Annotated in this window: 16 protein-coding genes; 11 read left to right on the top strand and 5 right to left on the bottom strand. The window is 61.7% G+C overall.

Annotated elements, in window-relative coordinates; translation table 11 throughout:
• Nucleotides 1-103 precede the first annotated feature (103 nt).
• Entirely contained in the window at nucleotides 104-298 is a 195-nt protein-coding gene (locus MJ205_RS05275) for a hypothetical protein (RefSeq protein WP_239811506.1), read from the bottom strand.
• Nucleotides 299-595: 297 nt separating this feature from the next.
• Here MJ205_RS05275 and MJ205_RS05270 point away from each other — a divergent pair, with 297 nt between their 5' ends.
• Nucleotides 596-784, top strand: coding sequence for a DUF3606 domain-containing protein (locus tag MJ205_RS05270; RefSeq protein ID WP_239811505.1), 189 nt, complete (start codon nucleotides 596-598; stop codon nucleotides 782-784).
• A gap of 564 nt (nucleotides 785-1,348) precedes the next feature.
• On the opposite strand, the gene MJ205_RS05265 is transcribed toward MJ205_RS05270, so the two are convergent.
• A complete protein-coding gene (locus tag MJ205_RS05265) occupies nucleotides 1,349-1,939 on the bottom strand; it encodes a hypothetical protein (RefSeq protein ID WP_239811504.1) in 591 nt (196 codons plus the stop codon).
• A gap of 429 nt (nucleotides 1,940-2,368) precedes the next feature.
• Here MJ205_RS05265 and MJ205_RS23670 point away from each other — a divergent pair, with 429 nt between their 5' ends.
• Nucleotides 2,369-2,542 (top strand): hypothetical protein, encoded by a 174-nt coding sequence (locus tag MJ205_RS23670; RefSeq protein WP_256460965.1) that lies wholly within the window; start codon nucleotides 2,369-2,371, stop codon nucleotides 2,540-2,542.
• Between the two features lie 342 nt (nucleotides 2,543-2,884).
• Here the strand turns inward: MJ205_RS23670 and MJ205_RS05255 are convergent, their stop codons facing one another.
• Complete coding sequence (locus MJ205_RS05255) at nucleotides 2,885-3,190, bottom strand: hypothetical protein (RefSeq protein ID WP_239811503.1); 306 nt, start codon at nucleotides 3,188-3,190, stop codon at nucleotides 2,885-2,887.
• Between the two features lie 247 nt (nucleotides 3,191-3,437).
• Here MJ205_RS05255 and MJ205_RS05250 point away from each other — a divergent pair, with 247 nt between their 5' ends.
• Entirely contained in the window at nucleotides 3,438-5,249 is a 1,812-nt protein-coding gene (locus MJ205_RS05250; RefSeq protein ID WP_239811502.1) for a hypothetical protein, read from the top strand.
• 223 nt (nucleotides 5,250-5,472) lie between these two features.
• The gene (locus MJ205_RS05245) at nucleotides 5,473-5,712 is read left to right on the top strand and encodes a hypothetical protein (RefSeq protein WP_239811501.1); all 240 of its coding nucleotides are present in this window, start codon (nucleotides 5,473-5,475) and stop codon (nucleotides 5,710-5,712) included.
• Between the two features lie 90 nt (nucleotides 5,713-5,802).
• On the opposite strand, the gene MJ205_RS05240 is transcribed toward MJ205_RS05245, so the two are convergent.
• Complete coding sequence (locus MJ205_RS05240; RefSeq protein ID WP_239811500.1) at nucleotides 5,803-7,728, bottom strand: delta-60 repeat domain-containing protein; 1,926 nt, start codon at nucleotides 7,726-7,728, stop codon at nucleotides 5,803-5,805.
• Nucleotides 7,729-8,330: 602 nt separating this feature from the next.
• Between MJ205_RS05240 and MJ205_RS05235 the strand changes: the two genes are divergently transcribed.
• The 4 genes from MJ205_RS05235 to MJ205_RS05220 all read left to right on the top strand — a co-directional run bounded on the left by MJ205_RS05235 (nucleotide 8,331) and on the right by MJ205_RS05220 (nucleotide 14,709).
• Nucleotides 8,331-8,858, top strand: coding sequence for a sigma-70 family RNA polymerase sigma factor (locus MJ205_RS05235; protein WP_239811499.1), 528 nt, complete (start codon nucleotides 8,331-8,333; stop codon nucleotides 8,856-8,858).
• Between the two features lies 1 nt (nucleotide 8,859).
• Nucleotides 8,860-9,909, top strand: coding sequence for a FecR domain-containing protein (locus MJ205_RS05230; protein ID WP_239811498.1), 1,050 nt, complete (start codon nucleotides 8,860-8,862; stop codon nucleotides 9,907-9,909).
• 224 nt (nucleotides 9,910-10,133) lie between these two features.
• Nucleotides 10,134-12,623: a TonB-dependent siderophore receptor gene (locus MJ205_RS05225; RefSeq protein ID WP_239811497.1), complete on the top strand. Its 2,490-nt coding sequence runs from the start codon at nucleotides 10,134-10,136 to the stop codon at nucleotides 12,621-12,623.
• 1,321 nt (nucleotides 12,624-13,944) lie between these two features.
• Nucleotides 13,945-14,709, top strand: a complete 765-nt coding sequence (locus MJ205_RS05220; protein WP_239811496.1) for an IPTL-CTERM sorting domain-containing protein — start codon at nucleotides 13,945-13,947, stop codon at nucleotides 14,707-14,709.
• Nucleotides 14,710-14,918: 209 nt separating this feature from the next.
• On the opposite strand, the gene MJ205_RS05215 is transcribed toward MJ205_RS05220, so the two are convergent.
• Nucleotides 14,919-15,275 carry a PRC-barrel domain-containing protein gene (locus MJ205_RS05215; protein ID WP_239811495.1) on the bottom strand — a complete coding sequence of 119 codons (357 nt, stop codon included), beginning with the start codon at nucleotides 15,273-15,275 and terminating at the stop codon, nucleotides 14,919-14,921.
• Between the two features lie 708 nt (nucleotides 15,276-15,983).
• Here MJ205_RS05215 and ribA point away from each other — a divergent pair.
• The 3 genes from ribA (at nucleotide 15,984) to MJ205_RS05200 (ending at nucleotide 19,326) form a co-directional block, all read left to right on the top strand.
• The gene (gene ribA / locus MJ205_RS05210; protein ID WP_446715074.1) at nucleotides 15,984-16,661 is read left to right on the top strand and encodes a GTP cyclohydrolase II RibA; all 678 of its coding nucleotides are present in this window, start codon (nucleotides 15,984-15,986) and stop codon (nucleotides 16,659-16,661) included.
• A complete protein-coding gene (locus MJ205_RS05205; protein WP_239811493.1) occupies nucleotides 16,658-18,340 on the top strand; it encodes a WD40 repeat domain-containing protein in 1,683 nt (560 codons plus the stop codon). The genes ribA and MJ205_RS05205 overlap by 4 nt, the downstream gene beginning before the upstream one ends.
• A gap of 464 nt (nucleotides 18,341-18,804) precedes the next feature.
• Nucleotides 18,805-19,326: a hypothetical protein gene (locus tag MJ205_RS05200; RefSeq protein WP_239811492.1), complete on the top strand. Its 522-nt coding sequence runs from the start codon at nucleotides 18,805-18,807 to the stop codon at nucleotides 19,324-19,326.
• The last annotated feature ends 1,738 nt before the right edge of the window (nucleotides 19,327-21,064 follow it).

Raw genomic sequence — 21,064 nt, 5'->3', positions numbered from 1 at the left:
TCCTCTTTGAGCCATTAGCCCACACTGAGCACCGCGGCTTCAACCTCCATGGCAAGGTACCAGCAACCCATCAGCGCCGAACCTGCCCAAGGCCTCACAGTGCTCAAACCTGACGCCCTCCCCCATACCCACCCGTCATGGGGCGGGTCAGCTGGTCAATCTTCGCATCAATCACCGACAGCCGTGCTCTGGCATGCGCATCGTCCTTGCCCGCATGCATCAACAGCTCGGCGCCTTCCGCCTTCAACGCCTTTAAATAGGAGTCCGGCGTTCCCTCATCTTCAGCAGAATCTGACATGCTTGTCTCCCAGGTCCCATGGACAGAAATGTTAACGGGCCTGCAACAAAATACAAGCATTACGCACACGAAATTTAAGCTAAATCAATAACTTATTTCATCCCTGATTGCTCGACAATCGCTACCGTTTGTCCGGTCGAAATCACTTGCTTGCGCAACAATCTGCAACGTCCACAGGCCCATCTGTAGGTATCTGCTGGCAATGGAATAGTGGCCCCTCTGGCCGCTGCAGCCCTGCACACCGTGGAGGATGTGATGGCGCATGGCATCCCAAGCCATGGACAAAGGAGACCCTTCATGTCCGACGACAAGACCAAGCCCGGCGGCCAAGACCGCACGCGAATCAATGTGAACGAAGACTACGAACTGCGAGACTGGTCGAAAAAATTCAACGTCAGCCCTGAGCAGCTGAAGGCAGCCGTTCAGGCAGTGGGAACCCGCGCAGCGGCGGTGGAGCAGCACCTGAAGCAGTCCCACAAGGGGTGACCGCTGAAGACGGCCGGTGGCCCGATGGCCGCTGGCACGCGCACGCGCATCCCCGCCCGCCCCCGCCTATACCTCTGGCGCACGCCGTCCGTTGCCGCCAGGCGGCCGCGCAGCTGGCTTCCAGGTGGCAGCGGCTCCGCGCATCAGCGCCCTGAAATGGGCAAGGATTCAGGCGTCAAAACAGCTTCAGCCACCACCATGCCCATGGGAACATGGGCTTTTTCAGGAGCATTCACCCCATGAAGGCTGTACGGATTATCGCTGTGGTGCTAGGTGCTGTTGCGCTCGTGATCGTGTCTGTGGTCGTGGTGAACGGACTGTATTCCGCATGGGCTTTGCTGGAGCTGGCCTGGTCGGCGGTTGTGCGTTTCGTCCATCTCTTGTGAGGGGAAGGCCCACAGCGGCCCGCCCTCCCGGCCCAACGCTGCCGTAGCGCAACACTGCCGTTCAACAGACCGTCGGGACATTGCTTGGCGAGCCCCTTTACTCGGCGGCAGCGCGCGCCGGCCAGGGGCACACATTCGCGATGGAGCCCACGCAACTATTGCGCTCTGGGCCTCCCTGTCACTCGCTTCGACGGCGATAGGCGATGACACCGAACAATGCCATCAGCAGACCGATGCCCCATGTGCCCAATGCCGGCACGGCCTTCACACCGCTGACGCTGGGCGTTTGCGCGGCGGTGATGGTAATGCGCTGCACCACCTGGCTGGCTGCCGGATATGTGACACCCCCCACAACGGCTCCGGGTTGGTCGGCCGCCACCGTGCAGGTGCCTGCGGCCAACGGGGTCACGATGTTGCCTGCGACGCTGCAAATGTCAGGGCTGAGGCTGGTGTAGCTGACAGGCAATCCCGCGTTGGACGTAGCGGCAAATTCGACCGGAAATGGGCCACCGTCTGTCTGGTGAGCAGTGGGTTGCGGCGGAAAAGTAAGGGTCTGGGCGCCAGAGAAGCTGATCTTCACCAGGCCCGGCTGACCCGGCTGGCCGCCCGCGCCGCCGTTGCCGGCGTCCGCACTGGGGCCTCCCGCACTGCCTCCATTGGCGCCAGCGCCATCGGCGCCGCCCAGTCCTTCACCGCTGCATGCCTCCACCGCCAGCGGCCCTGCCAGGGTCTCGCCGTCAGCGCCTGCGGTGCCAGGTGTGCCGTCCATACCTGGATTGCCGTTGGGCCCCCACCCCTCTCCTGGGGAGCCTTCACCCCCTGTCCCCCCGATCCGCCAAATCCGGCTGTTCCTCCGGCACCGCCTGCGCCGGGAACGGTACCAGCGCCCCCTGGGCCCCCATCGCCGCCATCGCTACCGTCTCCTCCATCCCCACCCGCAATACCTGGGCCTATAAACACCCCATCCCAAGGTCCGCCGTCAGACCCCTGGCCACCATTGATTCCCGCGCCACCCCTGCCTCCTGCCCCTCCGGTAGCGCCTGCTCCGCCGCCCCCGCCAGGAGCCGATTTGTACGGACCGTTGTTGCCTCCATCACCTCCTGCGCCTCCGCTCACTGCAGTTGCACCGCGTCCTGGTTGGCCTCTCCCAAAATCGTAGTCGCTCCAAACCGTGCTTCCACCACCGCCACCTCCCCCATTGGCTGTCACACCACTGACACCCACACCGGTAACGGCGGAAAGCCCGCCACCGGTACTGGAGGTGCCAGGGCGCATCCAATCACCCGTGCTGGGCATACCGGCAGTGCCGCCCGTGCCTACCCGCACCGTCAACGTGCTCCCCGGCGTGACCTGGGATGTCACCTTGCAGTAGGAGCCCCCTCCACCGCCAACACCATTGCTTGGCTGGCCAATGGAATTAGCGTCCTTCGATCCGCCCCCGCCGCCGCCGCCCCAAACCTCAAAGACGGCTGTGGTGGCGCCCGCAGGCACGGTGCAGGTGCCCGCGGCGTTCATGCCGACCACGCAATCGGCAGCCCATGCCTGGGAAGCGGCCCCCAAAGAAAGCAATATAAAAACCTTTGAGAAACTGGTATTCATCATTTTTTCCTAGCGTTTGAGTTTCGCGGCAACGAAAACAATTCAACCCTGGCGGGTTGACCAAGCCACCCACGGAGTCATATATATCAAACGCATGAAAATTTGCAACAATCATTTAGAAAATGTTGCAAACCTCGAACTGACCAGCAATAAATCCAAAGATTTTTAAATAAAAGCAAATGTTTTCCCGCCGCCGGAAGCCACGCCGATGGCGCGCATGCATGGTCACAGAGCGGTGTTCAAAACAAAGACTATCTGCATTAAACCAACGATCAATAATCTTCAGAAGGTATTGATTAAATAATATATTTCCGGTTGCGCCATAGAGAATGCACAAGGCTTCAGCGCGCCTGCCATCTGTTGTTTTCTTACTATTTTTATAGTCAGCCTCGTTAAAGCAAATCCTTTTGAATATTTCCAAACATTCACAACCCGGATTAGAAATACATATTACAGCGACAGACTATATGCGCTCAAAGGTGATGGCCAACCTGCTTTTGGACAAGAGAAATAGTCTCTGCCCCAAGCCTTTCCAAACGGGTTCTGTTTCTACCGCGAGACAGGGGCAGGAGGCCCCAGCAAGCGCCGCGATGGCTCCCGTCCGGTCTTGCGCCATCGGTTTGCAACTTTGGGCTGTCAACACTATTTTTTTCACGAGAGAGTAATGAATGAAGAATGCTCGAATCACAGGTGCGCCGACCCTGCACAAAGCGGTAGGACCGATCACGGTTACGGTTCTGGGGCTGTTCGCCATGGGGGCCGTGCAGGCCGCCACCTTGGCTTGTGGCGCACCGTTGCGGGTCAGCACCACGGCGGCATCGGGCTGGACCAGCGATGCCAAGTATGTGACTGATCCAGGCGGCAACCCCATGGCCACCGTGCTCGACAAGCGCTGGACGGGGTTGGGCACCTATTTCGATCCCACCGGTGTGACCCATGGCACGGGTGCGGGCACATTGGCCGGCCAGCCCTTGCAGGGTCACTGGCTGTCCTTCGGTACCGGCGGAGACGGGGATCCGGTCGTGAACGTCACCGGCGACACCGCCAATGGCGCCTGGACTGCCGGCCGCGTGGCATTCATCCGCACCGAACCCATTACCGTGGCCTCCGATGTGGACCTGGCCTCCATCAAGATCGTCGGCACGGGCGGCGCTGACTTTGATGGCCGCCTCCTCGTCAAACCCACGACATTGCCCGGCGGCGTCTCCAACACCACCAACTGGTTCAAGAGCACGGCCATGATCAATGGCTGGACATCGCCGCAGGCCATCAACATGGACGATGGCAACCTCGGCTTTTACTACGGTGACAACACCATTGCGATTTCTCTGGACGGCGATGGCACGACGGCGACCTGGCCCACCGGGATGATGCTCGACATGGAAATCACGGCGGACTGCCTGACTCCGCCGCCGCCGCAACCCACGGCAGCGCTGATCTGCCCTGCCGGCAATACCGCAGGCCAGACCGTTCGCGTCGGACCGTTCACCACCAACGCACGTGATTGGAAATGGACCTGGCGCACGAATGCAGCTGGCACCGCCCTGGAGAATGTCGAGCAGCCCTTGTTCGACGACTACAGCTGGGCGGGCGCCTACGTCAAGCCTTCTTCGCTGCCAGCAGGCCAGGAAACCAACGCGCGCTGGATCAGCTCTGGCACCACCAACCCGGCCGCCAGCGACGTGCCCGGACTGCCTTACCCCGCTGCGAGTGGGCAGGCCAAGGCCGGTTACCACGCCTCTGTGTTCGTGATGAACCAACCCATCAACGTAGGCAACAACGTCGATCTGGCGTCCATCAAGCTCGATGGCCGGTTTGCGTTTGACGACTATGGCAATTCCGTGTTTGTGCAGCCTGCAGGCGGCGCTCCGGTGTTCGACAACGCCAGCCTCTACCTGCCTAACGGCTATGGTTCGTTCCAAGCCACCACGACGCCTGCCATCCCCGGTTTCAGCCGTGGCCAGAACACCATCGGCTTGATGCTCGATGGTCTGCAAGCCACCAATGACTGCGCCAATGGCGTGTGCGCCATGGCGGCGATGGCCGACTTCTATGTGACGGCGGCGTGTACCGGAGAGCCGCCTGTTGCCACGGACCAGACCATCACCTTCCCCGCGCAAACCAGCCCACGCCGGATTGCCGATGGTGCTTTTCCGCTGAACCCGGTGGCCACGGCCAGCTCGACGCTGCCCGTGACCTACACCAGCTTGACGCCTGCAGTCTGCACGGTATCGGGCACGACCATCACGCCGGTGGCCGTCGGTGAATGCCAGATCGCTGCCGACCAAGGCGGTGGCACGGTAGGCTCCACCATCTATAACGCAGCTGCCCGCGTGGTGCAAAGCGTGACCTTGCAGACTGCGCCCGTGGTCTCGCCCGCTACCCCAGTCCCCACGCTGGGCGCTGCCGGCCTGGCCCTGCTGGGTCTGCTGAGCGCTGGCCTGGGCGGCCTGGCACTGCGCCGCCGCCAGCGGATCTGATCGCGCAGGTCTTCGCTAAAAAGGGAGTTGCAGGGTGCAACTCCCTTTTTTTATCGGAGGGCGGCCGGCCCGTCCGTATTCGCACTGGTACGCCAGACACTGCTGTAGGGAGGGCCAAGAAAGCGTCTACCGCCCCCTGGACACGCGCTGTTGGCGGCGCCAGGCCTGCTCTCCGGCATGCGGCAAGCCCCATAGCTTCATGGCCCCATAGCTTCATGGCCCCATGCCCCATGCCCTCATCGAGCGATGTGGGCCCGCGCTGGGCTTCCAGACAACGGCCCACCGCCCCCTCGGCGCCCTGCCCGCCTCCGCACCCCATGCGCAAGCCACCCTGCGGCGCTGCAGCCATCGCGCAGCGGCCCTGCATGGCCGGCCTCCACCCCATGGCGGCATCCAGCCGGTCTGGGCTGCCAAGATGGACCGGTCTGCGACTGCCATCACCCCCGCGCTGGCCTACCGCTGACGAACCCATAAAAAAAGAGCCACCTCAGGTGGCTCCAGAGAACTGCCCAACCCGCCCGTCCAACGGTGGGTTGCTGCATACCCGCAAGGGTTACAGCTGGCGCTGACGGCGGCGCAGTGCCAACGCACCCAGCAGGGCGCTCATGACGCCCAGCAGGCCAAGGCCCGATGCGCCCAGTGCCGGCACCGGCGTGGCAACTGTGGGTTGCTGGGGCAGCTCACCGCCCGCGCCAGACAGCGCAATGTCCGCCACCGTTTGCTGGGCCGGCGAGAACTCGCTATTGCCCGCCTGGTCGGCCGCAATCCGGCAGGTACCGGCCGCCACTGGCGTCACCACGCCTGCAGCGGTCACCGTGCAGATGCTGGGGGTCAAGCTGCTATAGGCCACGGGCAGACCCGAATCCGCCGTGGCGGGCGTGGTCAGCGGGAACGGACCTGCCGACACATCCTGCCCGGCTTGCGATGGGAAGCTGATGGTCTGGGCCTTCAGCAGCACAATGCGCAGACTTTGCGTCACCGGGGTGGCCTTGCTCACCTGGTAGGTCGTGCCACCCACCACCTGCTCGCCCGCTTCTGCATTCGCGGTGATTGTGCAATCGCCATCAGCCGTTGGCTTCGGAGTAGCCAAGGTCACCACGCCGGTATTGGCATCCACGGCACAGATGGCCGGCGTTGACGTGGTGTAGGTCACCGGCAGATTGGCGCTGCTCGTCACCGGTGGCGCAGACTGCCAATTGATCACAGCACCGGCCGCCGCCCCTTGCACCGAATACACAGAAGGCTGGGGCGCCAGGAACGGAATGACCTGGGTCGTCGGGTCCAGAGGCGCCAGACGGGCGATGCCGTGCCGCACCGTACCCGTCACCACATTGAAGGTGCCGCCGATGTAGACCTTGCCATCGTCGTTCGGCAGCACCGCCCACACCTTGGTATCGGTGCCGGCAGAGGTATCGAAGGTATCGTCCACGGTACCGTCTGCGTTGAAGCGCACAACGCCCCGGCGCGGCGAATCGGTGCCCACCACGGCGTCCGTGGCGATGGCACGCTGGCCTGCGACCGTGAAACTGCCGCCCACCAGAATTTTTTCTTCGCCGCCCACTGATTGAACGGCCACCGAGGTGCCCCAGTCATTGATGGCCGATTGGAAGGCGCTGTCTGCGGTACCGTCGCTGTTCAGGCGCGCTACGCCACGGTGCACCTCAGCACCGTATTTCAGCGTGCCGCCGGCATACAGGATCTGTCCGTTGCTCTGCAATGCCAACTGGTACACCGGCCAGCTGCCGCCATTGGCGCCATTCGGGCTCGCATTGGCGTTGAAGCTCGTATCCAGGGAGCCATCGGCCTTCAGCCGGGCGACACCCCAACGGGCGGCCGTTTGTACCGTCGTGAACCATCCGGAAATCAGAATATTGCCGGCCGCGTCCAGTTTCACATCTTCCACATAGCCATTGACGGCGGGTGTGAAACTGGTATCGAGTGAGCCATCTGCATTCAAGCGGGCGAGGTAGTTGCGCGCAACGCCATCAATCTGCGTGAAATAACCGCCAATGATGATCTTGCCGTCGGCCTGCACGGCAATACCGCGCACATTGTGGTTGGATTTGACCTTGCCTGCCGGTGCATTTTGGAAGCTGGCGTCCAAGGTACCGTCGGCGTTCAAACGGGTAATGCCCCAGAAAGTCGTATTCGTGGAGCTGCCCGTGGGGCGCACCCAATGGAACTGGCCACCAATCAGGATCTTGCCATCGGGCTGAATGGCAATGGCTTTGACGAAATCATCGGTCATTACCTTGAAAGCCGTGTCCAGCGAATCATCGGTATTGAAGCGCGCCACACCCTGGTAGCCGGCCTGGCCTTCGACGGTCGTGAACAAGCCTCCCACCATCACACGTTGGCTCGTGTCCTTGACCATGACCATCGTTTCCAGGTTGGTGCCACCGGCAGCAGCGAAGCTGTCCGGGGCATAAACCTCGCCATAGGCCATGCCGATCGAGCAGGCAAGTACGGTCGCGGTCAAGCTTTGAAGGACTGCCTTACGTCGGCGTGTGCGGTTCAAGGCATCATGCATAGTGTTTCTCCATTTTGCGTTGGTAACTAAATTCTCTGGAGATTGTGTTTGCAGGACCGGCTTTTCTCATTTTGCTTTTTTTAATTTCTCATTGGTTTTTGAAAAAGTTCTGGAAAAAAGATCAATTTAGTGAATGAAGTGGGATTTCTACCTGTTTGTTTTGGTTGACGGAAAGAATCCATGGTAGGGAGTGGCGCGCGGCAAAATGCAGCGCGCCCATGCGCAGTAATCGCTTGCGCCAACGCCAAGCCCTGGCAAGCACTGCAAATCCGTTGCCAGGGGCGTGGCTGTGTGATGAGTGGGCGTCAACCTATGGCGCACCCCGGCATGCGCCATGGACGGCGATGAGCGTTTGGCTGGATTCAGCCAGCGGCACGGCTGCGCAGCTTGGCCCACCCACCGCTGGCGGTCACTCCCAAGCACCTCTTCCCGTGACCCGCGATCCCACCCCGCCACTGACCCGGTGCAGACCGCCATCGACGCGTGTGCAGGCCAAACCTGGAGATGCCTATAATAAGAACCATTCTCATTTCGTAACCACCCGCCCCACCATGCCCTCCCGCAGCGGCCACCCGCCCTCTCCTTCCGTCGATCCGGTGCAGGCCCTGTACGAGGCACACCACAGCTGGCTGGTCGCCAGGCTGCGGCGCAAGCTGGGCTGCGCCTGGGATGCGGCCGATCTGGCCCAAAACACCTTTGTGCGCGTGCTGGGCACGCAGCGCCAGCCACTGCAAGCGCTGCTGGAGCCGCGCGCTTACCTCACCACCATTGCGCAGCGCCTGCTGTCCAACCACCTGCGGCGCCGGCAGATCGAGCGCGCCTACCTCGATGCACTGGCCCTGCTGCCCGAGCCCGTGGCCCCGCCGCCCGATGCGCAGCTGATGGTGCTGGAGACCCTGGTGGCGATGGACCGCCTGCTCGGCGGCCTGCCCGTTGTGGCTCGCCAGGCCTTTTTGCTGTGGCGGCTGGAGGATTTGACGCAGGAAGAAATCGCCCAGCAGTTGGGCATCTCGCGCACCAGCGTGCGCCGCCACCTGGCCGCAGCCGCAGAGCGCTGCTATTTTGCGGACCAGGCCTGAGATGGCCGCACCCGACGACCTGCCCGGCGCGCTGCCGCTGGGCGCAAGCCCGATGGCCGGTGCCATGCCCTCCACGATCCCCCCAGCCGTCGCCCAGGCTGCCGTGCGCTGGCTGCTGGATCTGGAGCCCGGCGACAGCTCCACCGCCCGCCGCAAGCGCCAGCAATGGCAAAGCTGGCTGGACGCGGACCCGCTGCATGCCCAGGCCTGGCAGCGCATCGCGCAGGTGGATGGCCAATTGCGCGGCGTGCCCACTTCAGTGGCGGTGCAGACCTTGGCCTTGCCCGCCTTGTCGCGCCGCCATGCAGTGCGTTTGGCGGTGGCGATCGGTGCCGGTGCCGGCGGCTTGCTGGCCCTGGGCCAGAGCCCGCTGGGTCAGCAGGCCTGGCGCAGCGCCAGCGCTGATCTGGCAACCGCCACTGGCGAGCAGCAGCGCACGGTGCTGGCCGATGGCACGCGCCTGCTGCTCAATACCGCTACCGCGGTGGACCTGCGCTACAGCAGCAGCGAACGCCTGATCGTGCTGCGCGCCGGTGAGATCCAGATTGAAAGCGCTGCCGACCCCAGCCCCGACCCGGCCACCGGCCAGGCCCGCCCTTTGCGCGTGCGCAGCCGCCAAGGCTGGGCACGGGCCATTGGCACCCGCTTTACCGTGCGCCAGTATGCGGACGACACCCTGGTGCAGGTGCAAGAGGGCCAGGTAGAACTGCAGCTGCGCAATGACATGCGCCAGACCCTGCGCCTGGCCGCCGGCGAGCAAGGCCGCATCGCCGCCGACCGATTGCTGCACGAAGCCGACGCCCCCGCTGCTGGCCTGGCCTGGACCCAGGGCATGCTGGTGGCCGACGATATGCGCCTGGGCGACTTCATCGCCGAGCTGGCCCGCTACCACTCCGGCCATCTGCATTGCACACCCGAGGCCGCCGCGTTGCGCGTATCGGGCAGCTACCCATTGGCAGATACCGGCCAGGTGCTGGCAGCGCTCAGCCGCACCTTGCCGCTACGCATCAGCAGTCGCACGCGCTGGTGGGTGACGGTCGATAAAAATTAGTGCCCTCTGCCAAACGCCCGGCCGTGGTCTGAACGTAGTCTCGGGCGATCCGCGCCCATCCCGCTTGGCAAGGGTTGCAGATGATCCCTCGCGTCCTCGCGCTGCCATTGCGCATTCAAAAAAAAAGTGGCCAATTGGCCCCGCCTGCGTGTCAAGCCCTGCAGAAGCGCCGCACAACCATTGCGGCGCGCTGTCAGCAGCTAGTACAACCCGGGACCCTCCGCATGCTCCGCCCTCGCTCCTTCGCCACCGCCCCCGCCACACTCCGTGGCACCGCGCTCTGCGCCCACCTGCTGTGCCTTGGTCTGGCCGCCCTGCCGCACACCGCGCAGGCCCAGCCCTCCGCCAGCACCTCTTCCAGCGCCCCTGCCACCCCAGCAGCCCGCAGCTACGCCATCCCCGCCGGCCCGCTGGCTGCAGCGCTCAACCGCCTGGGGCAAGAATCGGGCATGTTGATCTCCTTCGCGCCCGATACCGTTGCCGGCCTGCACAGCCCCGGCGTGCAAGGCGCCACCGATGTGGGCCAGGCGCTCGGCAGCCTGCTGGCCGGTTTGCCGCTGCAGGCTCAGCGTGATACCAGTGGCAGCTATCTGGTGCGCCGCGTGGCACAAGCCGCACCCCAGGCCGCAGCAGCCACAGCCGCTGCAGAAGGCGCAGACGGCGCGCCCAGCACCACCCTGCCCGAGCTGCGCGTGACCGCCCAGGCCGAGCGCAGCGCCACCACCGAAGGCACCGGCAACTACACCATCCGCAGCACGGCGGCGGCCACCGGCCTGCAGCTGTCGCCGCGCGAAACGCCACAATCGGTCAGCGTGCTCACGCGCCAGCAGATCGAGGACCAGGGCATCACCAGCATGGGCGAGGCCGCGCGCCACATCACCGGCATCTCGGCCATCAGCTCCGACAGCGACCGCACCGATCTGGATGCGCGCGGCTTCTACATCGACAACTACCAGTACGACGGCGTGCCGACCTATGTCGCCAATGACTTTTTTGGCGCATCGATGCTTGACCCGATCCTGTATGACCGCATCGAGGTGGTGCGCGGCGCCACGGGGCTGATGACCGGCGCGGGCAACCCCGGCGCCTCGGTCAACCTGGTGCGCAAGCGCGCCAGCAGCAAAACCTTCACCGGCTCGGCCACGGTCAGCCTGGGCTCCTGGAACGAGCGCCGCGCCACGCTGGACCTGAGCACGCCCTTGACCGACGACGGCCGCATCCGCGCCCGCGTGGCCGCTATGGCCGATGAGCGCGACTCGCATCTGGACCGCTACCACACCCGCAACCGTGCACTGCTGGCCACAGTCGAGGCCGATCTGACCCCCGACACCACCGCCTGGATCGGGCTGGAGCACCAGGCCAAGCGCCCCACTGGCGTTACCTGGGGAGGCCTGCCGATGGTCTACCAGGATGGCAGCGCCACGCACTGGCCGCGCTCCTTCAGCATTGGCGCCGATTGGACCGAATGGAACACCACCAGCAACACCACCTACGCCGGGCTGGAGCAGCGCTTTGACAATGGCTGGTCCATCAAGGCCAACGCCAGCCGGCTGGATGCCGACTACACCTCCAAGCTCTTCTACCTGCTCGACGAGCCCGACAAGAACACCGGCCTGGGCCTGGGCCCCTACCCCAACTACTCGCGCCAAAGCTTTGCGCAAAACAGCGGCAGCCTGCAGGCCAGCGGCCCGTTTGGTCTGCTGGGCCGCCAGCACGAGGCCGTCGTAGGCCTGACCGGCAGCCAGTCCACCTACGCCTATGGCAACCATGCCTACACCGCCACCCCGGTAGGCAATATCTTTGAATGGGATGGTTCCTACCCCGAGCCGGTCTGGGGCGCCTTCCGCCCGCTGGGCGATGACCGCACCCGGCAGACCGCCGTCTACGGCGCGCTGCGCCTGTCGCTGGCCGATGGCCTCAAGCTCATCATCGGTGGCCGTGAGACCCGCTGGCAAAGCCAGAGCCTGACGGAGACGCGCAAGCACAATGTCTTCACGCCGTACGCGGGCCTGCTGTATGACCTCAGCCCAACCTACACGGTCTACGCCAGCTACACCGACATCTTCCAGCCGCAGAACTACCAGGACAGCCAGGGCCGCTACCTGGACCCTGTCACCGGCAAGTCGTACGAGGCCGGCATCAAGGCCGCCTATCTGGATGGCAAGGTCAACGCCTCGCTGGCTGTGTTCCGCATCGCCCAGGACAATGTCGCCGTGCAAGACGGCGACAACATGATTGGCGGCACCGGCAACCCCGCGTACCGGGGCGAGAAAGGCGTCACCAGCAAGGGCTTTGAGGCAGAAGTATCGGGCGAGCTGACCCGGGGCTGGCAGCTGATTGCCGGCTTTGCCCGCGCCGATGCCCGCGCGGCCGACGGCTCGCGCCTGCAATCGCAGCGCCCCAACAACATGGCCCACCTCTACACCACCTACCGCCTGCCGGGCCACTGGAACGCCCTCAAGGTCGGCGGCGGCCTTACCTGGAAGGGCGGCACCTACGCCACCACCACCACCTCCACCGATGTGCAAGCACGCCGCGACCAGGGCGCAATCACCTTGGCCAGCCTGATGGCCAGCTACGACATCTCGCGCCAGCTCTCGGTGCAGCTCAATGTCAGCAACCTGTTCGACAAGACCTACTTCGACTTTGCCGGCAGCCAGATCTACTACGGCGCGCCGCGCAAGTTCACGTTGACGGCGAAGTACGAGTTTTAAAGGCCCTGCGGCCACACAACCGCCTGCGGAGAAACCAGGGGCTGAGCCATCAGCGGGCTGATGGGCTGCCGCCAAAGCACAGTTTCAGCGCAGAGTTTCTCGCGCAACGGAGCCAGCGGCGGGTCTCGGAGGCGGGATACAAATCAGAGTTTCGCAGCATTACAGTCATTTTCATAATGGACGCCACCATGTGCTGCTTGCAAAATGGCGCATACGCTGAAGATACTGGATAGCCACCGCGCCCAAGGCAGAAATATCACCAGCCGCATGCTTAAACATTTTGAATAACCAATATTCTTATAAAAATGTGCTTTGCATAAAAATCATAAGACTGACTTATTATTATCCACAAACGAAACCAATCGTTTAGCGGTTGATGCAGAAATTCCCATCCAAAATCAAGTCCTTGCAGAAATCTATAGCGCTTGCTATATCACATTGATTGCCACTGTTTTCATCTATTACACTGCAGAGGTTCAGGGTGGCATATGTTGGTATAAAACACATATCCGTTTGCCGCACCCGTACAACGCTGTGTATAAATCTAAGGCGAAGGCGACCGGGAGTGCGCAACATATACAACAGTGACCAATTATCAATATAGACAATTGATATCACCAGAACCTTGCCGCATCCCAGAATGCATGTCACCTCGATCGCAATCTTTTGAAATCTCCAAGGAAAGATATGTCATTCAACTACTTCAAAAAACATGTGCTGCTGGCTGGTATTGCATTTTTACCGGCGATCGCTTGGTCACAGTTTGTTGTACCACCCGCCTTCCGCAATGCCAGCGAGCCCCAATGGGAATTGACCGGTTCGGCGCAGCTGACGGCTGCGACGCCTCCGGGGTATGACGCCATCGGCTCGGGGTGGCTGAGGTTGACAGAGAACCTTGTATTGCAAAACGGTTCAGCGCTATACACAGGCGCAACTTTCTCTGCCGAGGAAGGCGTCATCATTGATTTTGATTACGTCATGTGGATGAAATACCCCAGTAACAACTTGGCTGCCGATGGTCTCTCCTTTTATCTTTATGACGCGGCGCTGGGTATGGGAGGGTCGAACGCGGGAGGAGACCTAGGGTATTGCGGGGGGGGAAGGCGGTTATCTGGGTGTCGGCTTCGATGCTTTTGGCTATTTCTCAACCGATGCATCTTGCGGCGGTCCCGGTGGCCAGGATGTTCAACGCATACCCAATACCATCGCAGTTCGAGGGCCGACATCAGCTGGCAACCCCTTTGTCGCCAACGTAGGGGTACCAGCCTTGAATAATCCAGATGCAACAGCACGCCCCGTGGACCGGTCTGCACGCATTATCTTGACCCCAACCGGCGACTCCAACTCTCCATTTTTAATCAGCGTGCTGGATGGCCCTTCTGGCATACCCGCTCCAGTCATTACCAACCAGCCCTTCCCCTATGCAGCACCTGAGCAGCTCAGCATCGGGTTTTCCGGCTCCACTGGAGGCGCTACCGAGATCCACGAAGTGCGCCTCAACAGTGTGGCGGTACCCGCCGATGTGCAAATCGACCTGGCCATGACCAGCCCCAGCATCCGGCGCCGGGGAGACACCGTCAGCTATTCGCTCAGCGTTAAAAACAATACTTTGAGCAATTCACCGCTGTCTGCCAAGATCGACGATCCCGCCAGTGCGCCGCTGATCAATGACCGCGTTGACGCGCTCGTCAACAAAACCTGGACCTGTACCGCTACGGGCGCTGATACCAGCTGCCCTGCAGCCAGCGGCAGCGGTGATATCGCTGACCTCGGCCATTACACGATGGGGCAGGATGGAGCGCTGAACTTTGTCTTCCAGGGCGAGGTGGTCCAGGACGCTGCCTGCAATGCATCGGTAGGCAATAGCGCCACCATCCACTTCGCAGACGACGCCGGCTTTATTGACCAGGACCTGAGCAACAACCGGTCCAGCAGCGCCGCGTTCGCGGTGGAATGCACAGAGCCACCCATCACCCTCAAACCACCCCACCGTATCCCCACCGTGGGCGCCTGGGGGCTGGGTCTGCTATCGCTGGGTCTGATGGGATGGGGTCTGCATAGCCAGCGCCGCACGCGCAATCGCTGAGTACATCCCCATGATCCCGTCGGAGAATTGAGCACCCATGAAAAAGCCCGCTGAAAAATCAGCGGGCTGTTCCGTCATGGGCACCAAACAATTGCTCAACCCATTTAGTGGGGCCAACACAGCGCTGGAGATCAGGCTTCCGGGCATAGGCCGTACGGCAAGTACAACAAGCCCGGACGACGACCTACCAAGTGCTGTCCCCCGCTACCTTAGATCCAAGGCACGCCGTAGTACTCATTGACCTTGCGGCCGTACTCGTCGTTGTAATCCTGCGTGGTTTCACGCGCATAGCGGGGGGCGCCTTCCAGCTGTTCCTTGGTCAGCGATACGACATAGCCGCCCAGGCCGGTGTCGTACTTCAGGGTTTCCCATGGCAGGGGGTACACATCGGTGCCCATGCCCAGAAAGCCGCCAAACTCCATCACTGCGTAGCGGACCTTGCCGGTCAGCTTGTCCAGCAGCAGGCTTTCCACCGAGCCCAGCTTGTCGCCATTGGGGTTGTAGACCTTGGTGCCTTGCACCTTGTCCGAAGAGATCACGCTCGATGCAGTGTTTACGGTGTTCATATCGTTCTCCTGTGTTGGAAAGAGTGATTGCAAAAGGGGCCGACTGGGGGTGCTTCGTGAAGCGGTTCCGCTGTGTACCGGCCTTGGAATCAATGCTAAACAGCTGCCTCGGTGTGGCAGGTAGTCATCGCCGTCCGATAGCCGTAGGACGGGCCGCACCCGGTTTGCAGGACGGCCAAAGCCACCCGGTGCACAGCGTTGGGGATAGACGCAGAACACGTGGGCGCCGGTAGATGCCCCCTTCGCTGAAGCTGCAAAGCCGACACGCTTGCACGCCCCATGGACCAGGCAAGCCGTGTGCCTGCGATGCTTCACGCGCGTCAGGGCACCAAGGCTGCCGTTGCCCACTGCGCCAGCCGCTGCCCTCTCGGCCTGACCCACCCCACAACGCATGGCACCACCCGCTGAATGGCCGGCTGCCCGCTCCCTACACCCCATCCCGTCTCCTGCCAGGGTGAATGGTGAATGGTCAGTGGCCAGTGGCCAGTGGCCAGTGGCCAGTGGCCAGTGGCCGTAGGTTATCGACCCGCAGAATATCCACCCGCCGACTGTTAATTCCACTGTATATATAAAAGCAGACGCCAACAATATTATTAATTCGCAGCAGAAATAATTTAACGCTAGCCCATTAAATCCACCGGTGTTATCTTGGCCTTTCACGATCCCCACCCGGTTCATAAACCATCCACTTCAAGAAAGAAGATTATTATGAATTCATACGGATTAGAGAAGAAATGCCCGGATAAACCCGAACGCCCCAAAAATACCGCCGTCATTCGCAGCGTGGCACGCCTGCCCATTTTGCTCACCAATGGCGCAGCGGCCCATGCCAAAATCATCAGCTTTCGCCACTTAAGCGATAACGGCGAGCATTTTGCACTGCAGTTTGAGCGCTTGACCACCGATGTACCGCTGGTGCGCCTGCATTCCGAATGCCTGACGGGCGACGCGCTCGGCTCTGCACGCTGTGATTGCGGGCCGCAGCTCCATGAAGCACTGCAGCGCCTGCACCAGGAGGGCGGCCTGCTGCTGTACCTGCGGCAAGAAGGCCGGGGCATTGGCCTTTACCGCAAGCTCGAGGCCTACTGCCTGCAGGAGCAAGGGCTCGATACCTTCAGCGCCAACCGTGCGCTCGGCCACAAAGACGATGAACGCAGCTACCAGGTAGCGGCCGACATGCTCTACGCGCTGGATATTCCCAAAATACGCCTGTTAAGCAATAACCCCGACAAGGCCAACCAGTTAATGGATGCCGGCATCCATATCGCCGCCTGTCTGCCCACCGGCGTTTACTGCAATGCCGACAACAGCGATTACCTGTCCTCCAAAGTCAGGTTCACATCGCATGCGATGGAATTACCCCGCATTTACAAGGACACCCCATGATTGCCCACCAATCCCCGATCAGCGGCGTTGCCGCCTATAACGGCCAATGGGTGGCCACCGCCGGTTATGACAACCAGATCATCCTGTGGGATGCAGCGCACAAAATAGCGCTGGCACGGGTGTGGCATGACCACCTCGCCAACCAGCTGGCTTTCAGCCCCGGCGGCCAATACCTCGTCAGCGCCTCCAGCGATACCAGCGCCCGGTTATGGTCGGTACCCAGCCTCAAACTCATCGCGGTATTGTCCGACCATGACGACGATGTCGAAATGGCCGCGTTCCACCCCACCGCAGCGCTGATTGCCACCGCGTCCCGGGACCACCTGGTGCGCGTATTCGACTTTGAAGGCCGGCTGGTGGCCCGCTTTGCGGGCCACACCGCCGATGTGATCTCCATCGCCTGGACCCAGGCCGGTGATGCGCTGATGTCCTCGAGCGACGACGGCACGCTCAAACAATGGTCACTGGCAACGCAAACGCTGGTCAGCGACATCGACCTGGGCGGAATCGAGACCGACACCATCGCCATCGCCAGCGGCGGCACCATCTACGCCGGCAATGACGAAGGCCAGATCATCGTGCTGCAGGGCTCCGGCACCCATAGCATCGCCGCGCATGACTCCGGCATCAAACAGCTCACCTACGACGAAGGCGAAAAACTGCTGGTCAGCCTGAGCTATGACCGCTTGCTCAAGCTATGGCACTGCGATGCGGGCCGCATCGAGCCGGTCACGCAGTCAGCCATTCCGCCACAGATATGGCCCCGGTCCTGTGCGTTCCTCGACAGAGACACCCTGGTCTTCGCCACCTTCGGATCGTCCTACGCCAGTTTTGACATAGGCAGCGGCACCTGGGACCTGCGTCTGGTCGAACCCACCCAAGGCGTCAATGCGGTGATCGCGCAGCAGGCTGACTGCATCAGCATTGGTGATGCGGGCATCCTGCGCATCAACGGCGAGCCCAGCAGCCACACCGGCAGCCTTTGCAACTTCCTCACTGCTGCCGGCGGCATGCTGTTTACGGGCGGCCAAACGGGGCAGCTGTTCAACGCCCGCACCGGGGAGGTCGTGCACCAGCACAAGTCGCCGTTGAACTGCGGCGCCGCCTTCACCCGCCACGGCGTGCCCCATATCGTCATCGGCACCTACACCGGCGAAGGCCTGGTTTTTTCCGTATCCGGGCAAGGCGGTGCATCGCTGGTGGCCCGCTTGCAGTTGCATGACAATGCCGTCAAGGCCGTCGCCGCCTCCGACAGCCTGCTTTTCTCGGTCTGCGCCGATACCAGCGCCGCCTGGTTCCAGATCGGTGATCTGCAGGAAAAAGCCAGAAAAAACCAGGCCCATGGCCGCATTGCCAACGGCTGCGCGGCCTTGCCGGGCGACCGCTTCATCAGCATCAGCCGCGACCGGCAAATGCGCATCTGGGAGGACTTCACCGCCACCGCCATCCCCACACCCCACAGCCATTCGATCAAGTGCGTGGCCGCATCGGCCGATGGTCGGTACATCGCATCGGGCTCCTACGGCGGCTGCGTGGCTATTTTCGATAGGCAGCACCGGCACTGGCTGCCCTACGCCCGCCCCACCGCTGCCGGTATATCGTCGCTGTGTTTTGATGCCGGCGGGCGGCAGTTTCTGGCAGGCTCGTATGACGGGCAGATTTACAAGCTCAAGATTTAACCAGGGCCTGCACCAGAATCTGGCCGCACCCAGGGCCAGCACCGCCACCCAGGCCAGGAGCGCAGCCGCAACCAGCAAAGGCCGCCCGCGCCACCGCGCTGCCATCCCTCACATCTACATCAACACCCACAACACCCCCCCACAACACAACGGGCAGCCCAAAGCTGCCCGTTGTGTTGGAACGGTCGTGCTGCCGGCGCGATCAATACGGCACAAAGATCGCTATCAGCAGAAAAGCCAAGATCACCGCGCCAATGATGGCAAAACGCTTGTTGGCGAATCGCCCAGCGCGGGTGTGGGAATTGGTAGGCTTGGTAGGTTTGGGGTCTGGTGGGTTCATAGCTGTGAATCTATCCAAGCGCCTGGCGCGCGTGCGTCAGACAAGGGGCAGAAAACATGCCAGCCCGGCAGTGGCTGGGCATGTCGGCAGCGGGGCCGTACACACCCGGCAGAGGACAGAGAGAATGCGCAGTTGGACGATAGCGGCAGCACTGCTGCTGGGCTTGGCAGCACAGGCAGGCATGGCGGTTGCCAGCGATGCGGCAGGCCAGCGCGGGCCGCAGGCTGAAAAGCCCGCTGCAGGCTCCGCGCCTGCGTCCGGCGCTACCCGCACCTCTACCCCCAGCTCCACTGCCCATTCCCGCTCGGATTCCCCATCCCGCCCCGATTCCGCATCCACATCCGCGTCCCATTCCGCGAGCGGCGACGCAGAGCCCGAGGCCGATGGCGCCAATAGCGCCGATGGTGCCGATAGCGCCGATGGCCGGCGGGCGCCGCGCACCGAGCGCTCCAGCCCCGCTGCCAGCCCGGCCACCGCTGCACCGCCCCCAGCGGTGTTTATCATCAGCTGCAATGCCAGTGGCTGTAATGACAACCAAGGCCGGTTTCTGACCCGCTCCGGCCCCCAGCGCCTGGTGGGGCCCAATGGCCTCAGCTGCCAGCTGATGGGCGGCAACTGGCAATGCAGCCCAGGCACCCCGCCTTGACGCTGCCTGCCTGGCAAGGTTGCTGGGGATAGAGGTCAGGCCCTCCCGGTCGCCCTGCCCGCACAGCCAGGCTCTTCTCATCAACCCATTGCGCAAGTCACGGCGCCGCCCATCGGCTGCGCCCGCACCGCGCTACGGGGCAGTACCAGCACACAGCCCCTCTCATCCGCTGTCACCCTTTCAGCCCCTCTCAGCCCCGGTTAGCGCCTGCCAGCCGCAGCGGTGGCAACAGTGGCAGCACCCCATGCTGCAGCAGCACTGCAGCGCTCTGAATTACTTCATATGCTGGGCTTTGTCTGTGGCTGTTACAGGCATTTTCATCAGCGCCTTCGCCACCACGCCTGCCCACCCCGTTGGGTGGTAGCGCATCGCATCACGCGGTTGCACCAACCGCTGCCTGGCCTGCCCTCACCCAGTTACTGGCGCAACCACGCTTTTCGTGGCGGGTCCCGCCATCGCACCAAGGCAGGTGTAAGCCTATCGCCCCGCGCTATAAACGGCCCTGTTTATAGGGATTGACACAAATTAATCCTTACAAAAAATCGCCTTATAAATCCCTACTCACCGATAGTTATAATCTATGAATATCCGCTTGGTTTGCATACAGTTGGTGCACACAGCAATTGCCGCCCGTAGCAGGGGCCGGTAAACGCTTGCCACCGCTGGTAGCAGCCTGACTGCCTCCAACAGCACCCCTTTTTGGAGGGCTGCCAGGTACGGGAATCGCCAGCATTTAGCCCCCAAGCCATGCAGCGCTTGATCCACCCAGGCGCAACACCATCATTCAATAGCCACTGGCAAAGTAAATTTCAATTGTCTATAAATCCACGCTATTTATAAAACCTCGTTAAAACCCTTATCGCGCCCCACTTTTACCCTCGCACCATCGGAGCCCCCACATAAAAAATACATCCTCTCCAAGTAATGAAACATAGTGAAACAAAATACCTGCTACCCCTACGCCATCACGCGCGCCGTTATCGGCCCCATACCACCCTCCTTTGCGATGCATACCTTGGCCTTGATGCGCATGGTTTTGACACTCCGCAATGCATAGCAAAAAATCTTCAAAAACAGCATCGCATCGCCAAAAACTATCGTTTTAAATAATCCCATATATACAACATTTGACATTTGCAAATGACATTAATTATTAATTAACGTTTATTGTTGATTTGCAGCCATTTTGCCTGGGAGGTGAAGCTGTAGGCCTCTTATAGTTCGTGCATCGATGCGATCAAATCCATAGTTTTTATTTTAAATGGAGAGAAAAATGCCAATTCCGACCTTCAACGTATTGCGCCGATATGCGGTTATCGGTTTTATGGCCTGTGCTGCATCTTGGGCGCCTTTGGCGTCGGCGCAGAGCCAGCCGCCTGTGGAGGTTATCAATAGCCTCCCGATTGATTCGCCAGCCTCTTACCAATTCACGGGTACTGAGCAGCGTGGCCCGGCGTTCCAAACGGGCACGGTGCCCACATTGATACGAGAGGTTGTATTCGGCTTCGATGTACAGGCTCTTCCCACAACTGCCACCCTCAGTCTGTACGCGCTGGACGGTACAACCAACTATCCCTCCGGTGCGGCTCTGGCTTCCGTTAGCATCAATATGCTGGGGTCGGGCGAAGCAACCACTGAGCACACTTACAACACAGCGCAATTGGGCGCCATTGCTACCACTACCCTTGAGGCCGGGCAGAAGTACGCACTTATTTTGTCCAATGCAAGCGACTATGCA

The organism is Comamonas sp. B21-038 (genome assembly GCF_022387135.1).
GTDB classification, from domain to species: Bacteria; Pseudomonadota; Gammaproteobacteria; order Burkholderiales; family Burkholderiaceae_C; genus Comamonas; species Comamonas sediminis.
This window is presented reverse-complemented; position numbering and strand designations above follow the sequence as displayed.

Excerpts from the sequence above, each read along its gene's own strand:
- MJ205_RS05275 (WP_239811506.1), bottom strand. The coding sequence starts at position 298 with ATGTCAGATTCTGCTGAAGATGAGGGAACGCCGGACTCCTATTTAAAG.
- MJ205_RS05270 (WP_239811505.1), top strand. The coding sequence starts at position 596 with ATGTCCGACGACAAGACCAAGCCCGGCGGCCAAGACCGCACGCGAATC.
- MJ205_RS05265 (WP_239811504.1), bottom strand. The coding sequence starts at position 1,939 with ATGGACGGCACACCTGGCACCGCAGGCGCTGACGGCGAGACCCTGGCA.
- MJ205_RS05250 (WP_239811502.1), top strand. The coding sequence starts at position 3,438 with ATGAAGAATGCTCGAATCACAGGTGCGCCGACCCTGCACAAAGCGGTA.
- MJ205_RS05245 (WP_239811501.1), top strand. The coding sequence starts at position 5,473 with ATGCCCCATGCCCTCATCGAGCGATGTGGGCCCGCGCTGGGCTTCCAG.
- MJ205_RS05235 (WP_239811499.1), top strand. The coding sequence starts at position 8,331 with ATGCCCTCCCGCAGCGGCCACCCGCCCTCTCCTTCCGTCGATCCGGTG.
- MJ205_RS05230 (WP_239811498.1), top strand. The coding sequence starts at position 8,860 with ATGGCCGCACCCGACGACCTGCCCGGCGCGCTGCCGCTGGGCGCAAGC.
- MJ205_RS05225 (WP_239811497.1), top strand. The coding sequence starts at position 10,134 with ATGCTCCGCCCTCGCTCCTTCGCCACCGCCCCCGCCACACTCCGTGGC.
- MJ205_RS05215 (WP_239811495.1), bottom strand. The coding sequence starts at position 15,275 with ATGAACACCGTAAACACTGCATCGAGCGTGATCTCTTCGGACAAGGTG.
- ribA (WP_446715074.1), top strand. The coding sequence starts at position 15,984 with ATGAATTCATACGGATTAGAGAAGAAATGCCCGGATAAACCCGAACGC.
- MJ205_RS05205 (WP_239811493.1), top strand. The coding sequence starts at position 16,658 with ATGATTGCCCACCAATCCCCGATCAGCGGCGTTGCCGCCTATAACGGC.
- MJ205_RS05200 (WP_239811492.1), top strand. The coding sequence starts at position 18,805 with ATGCGCAGTTGGACGATAGCGGCAGCACTGCTGCTGGGCTTGGCAGCA.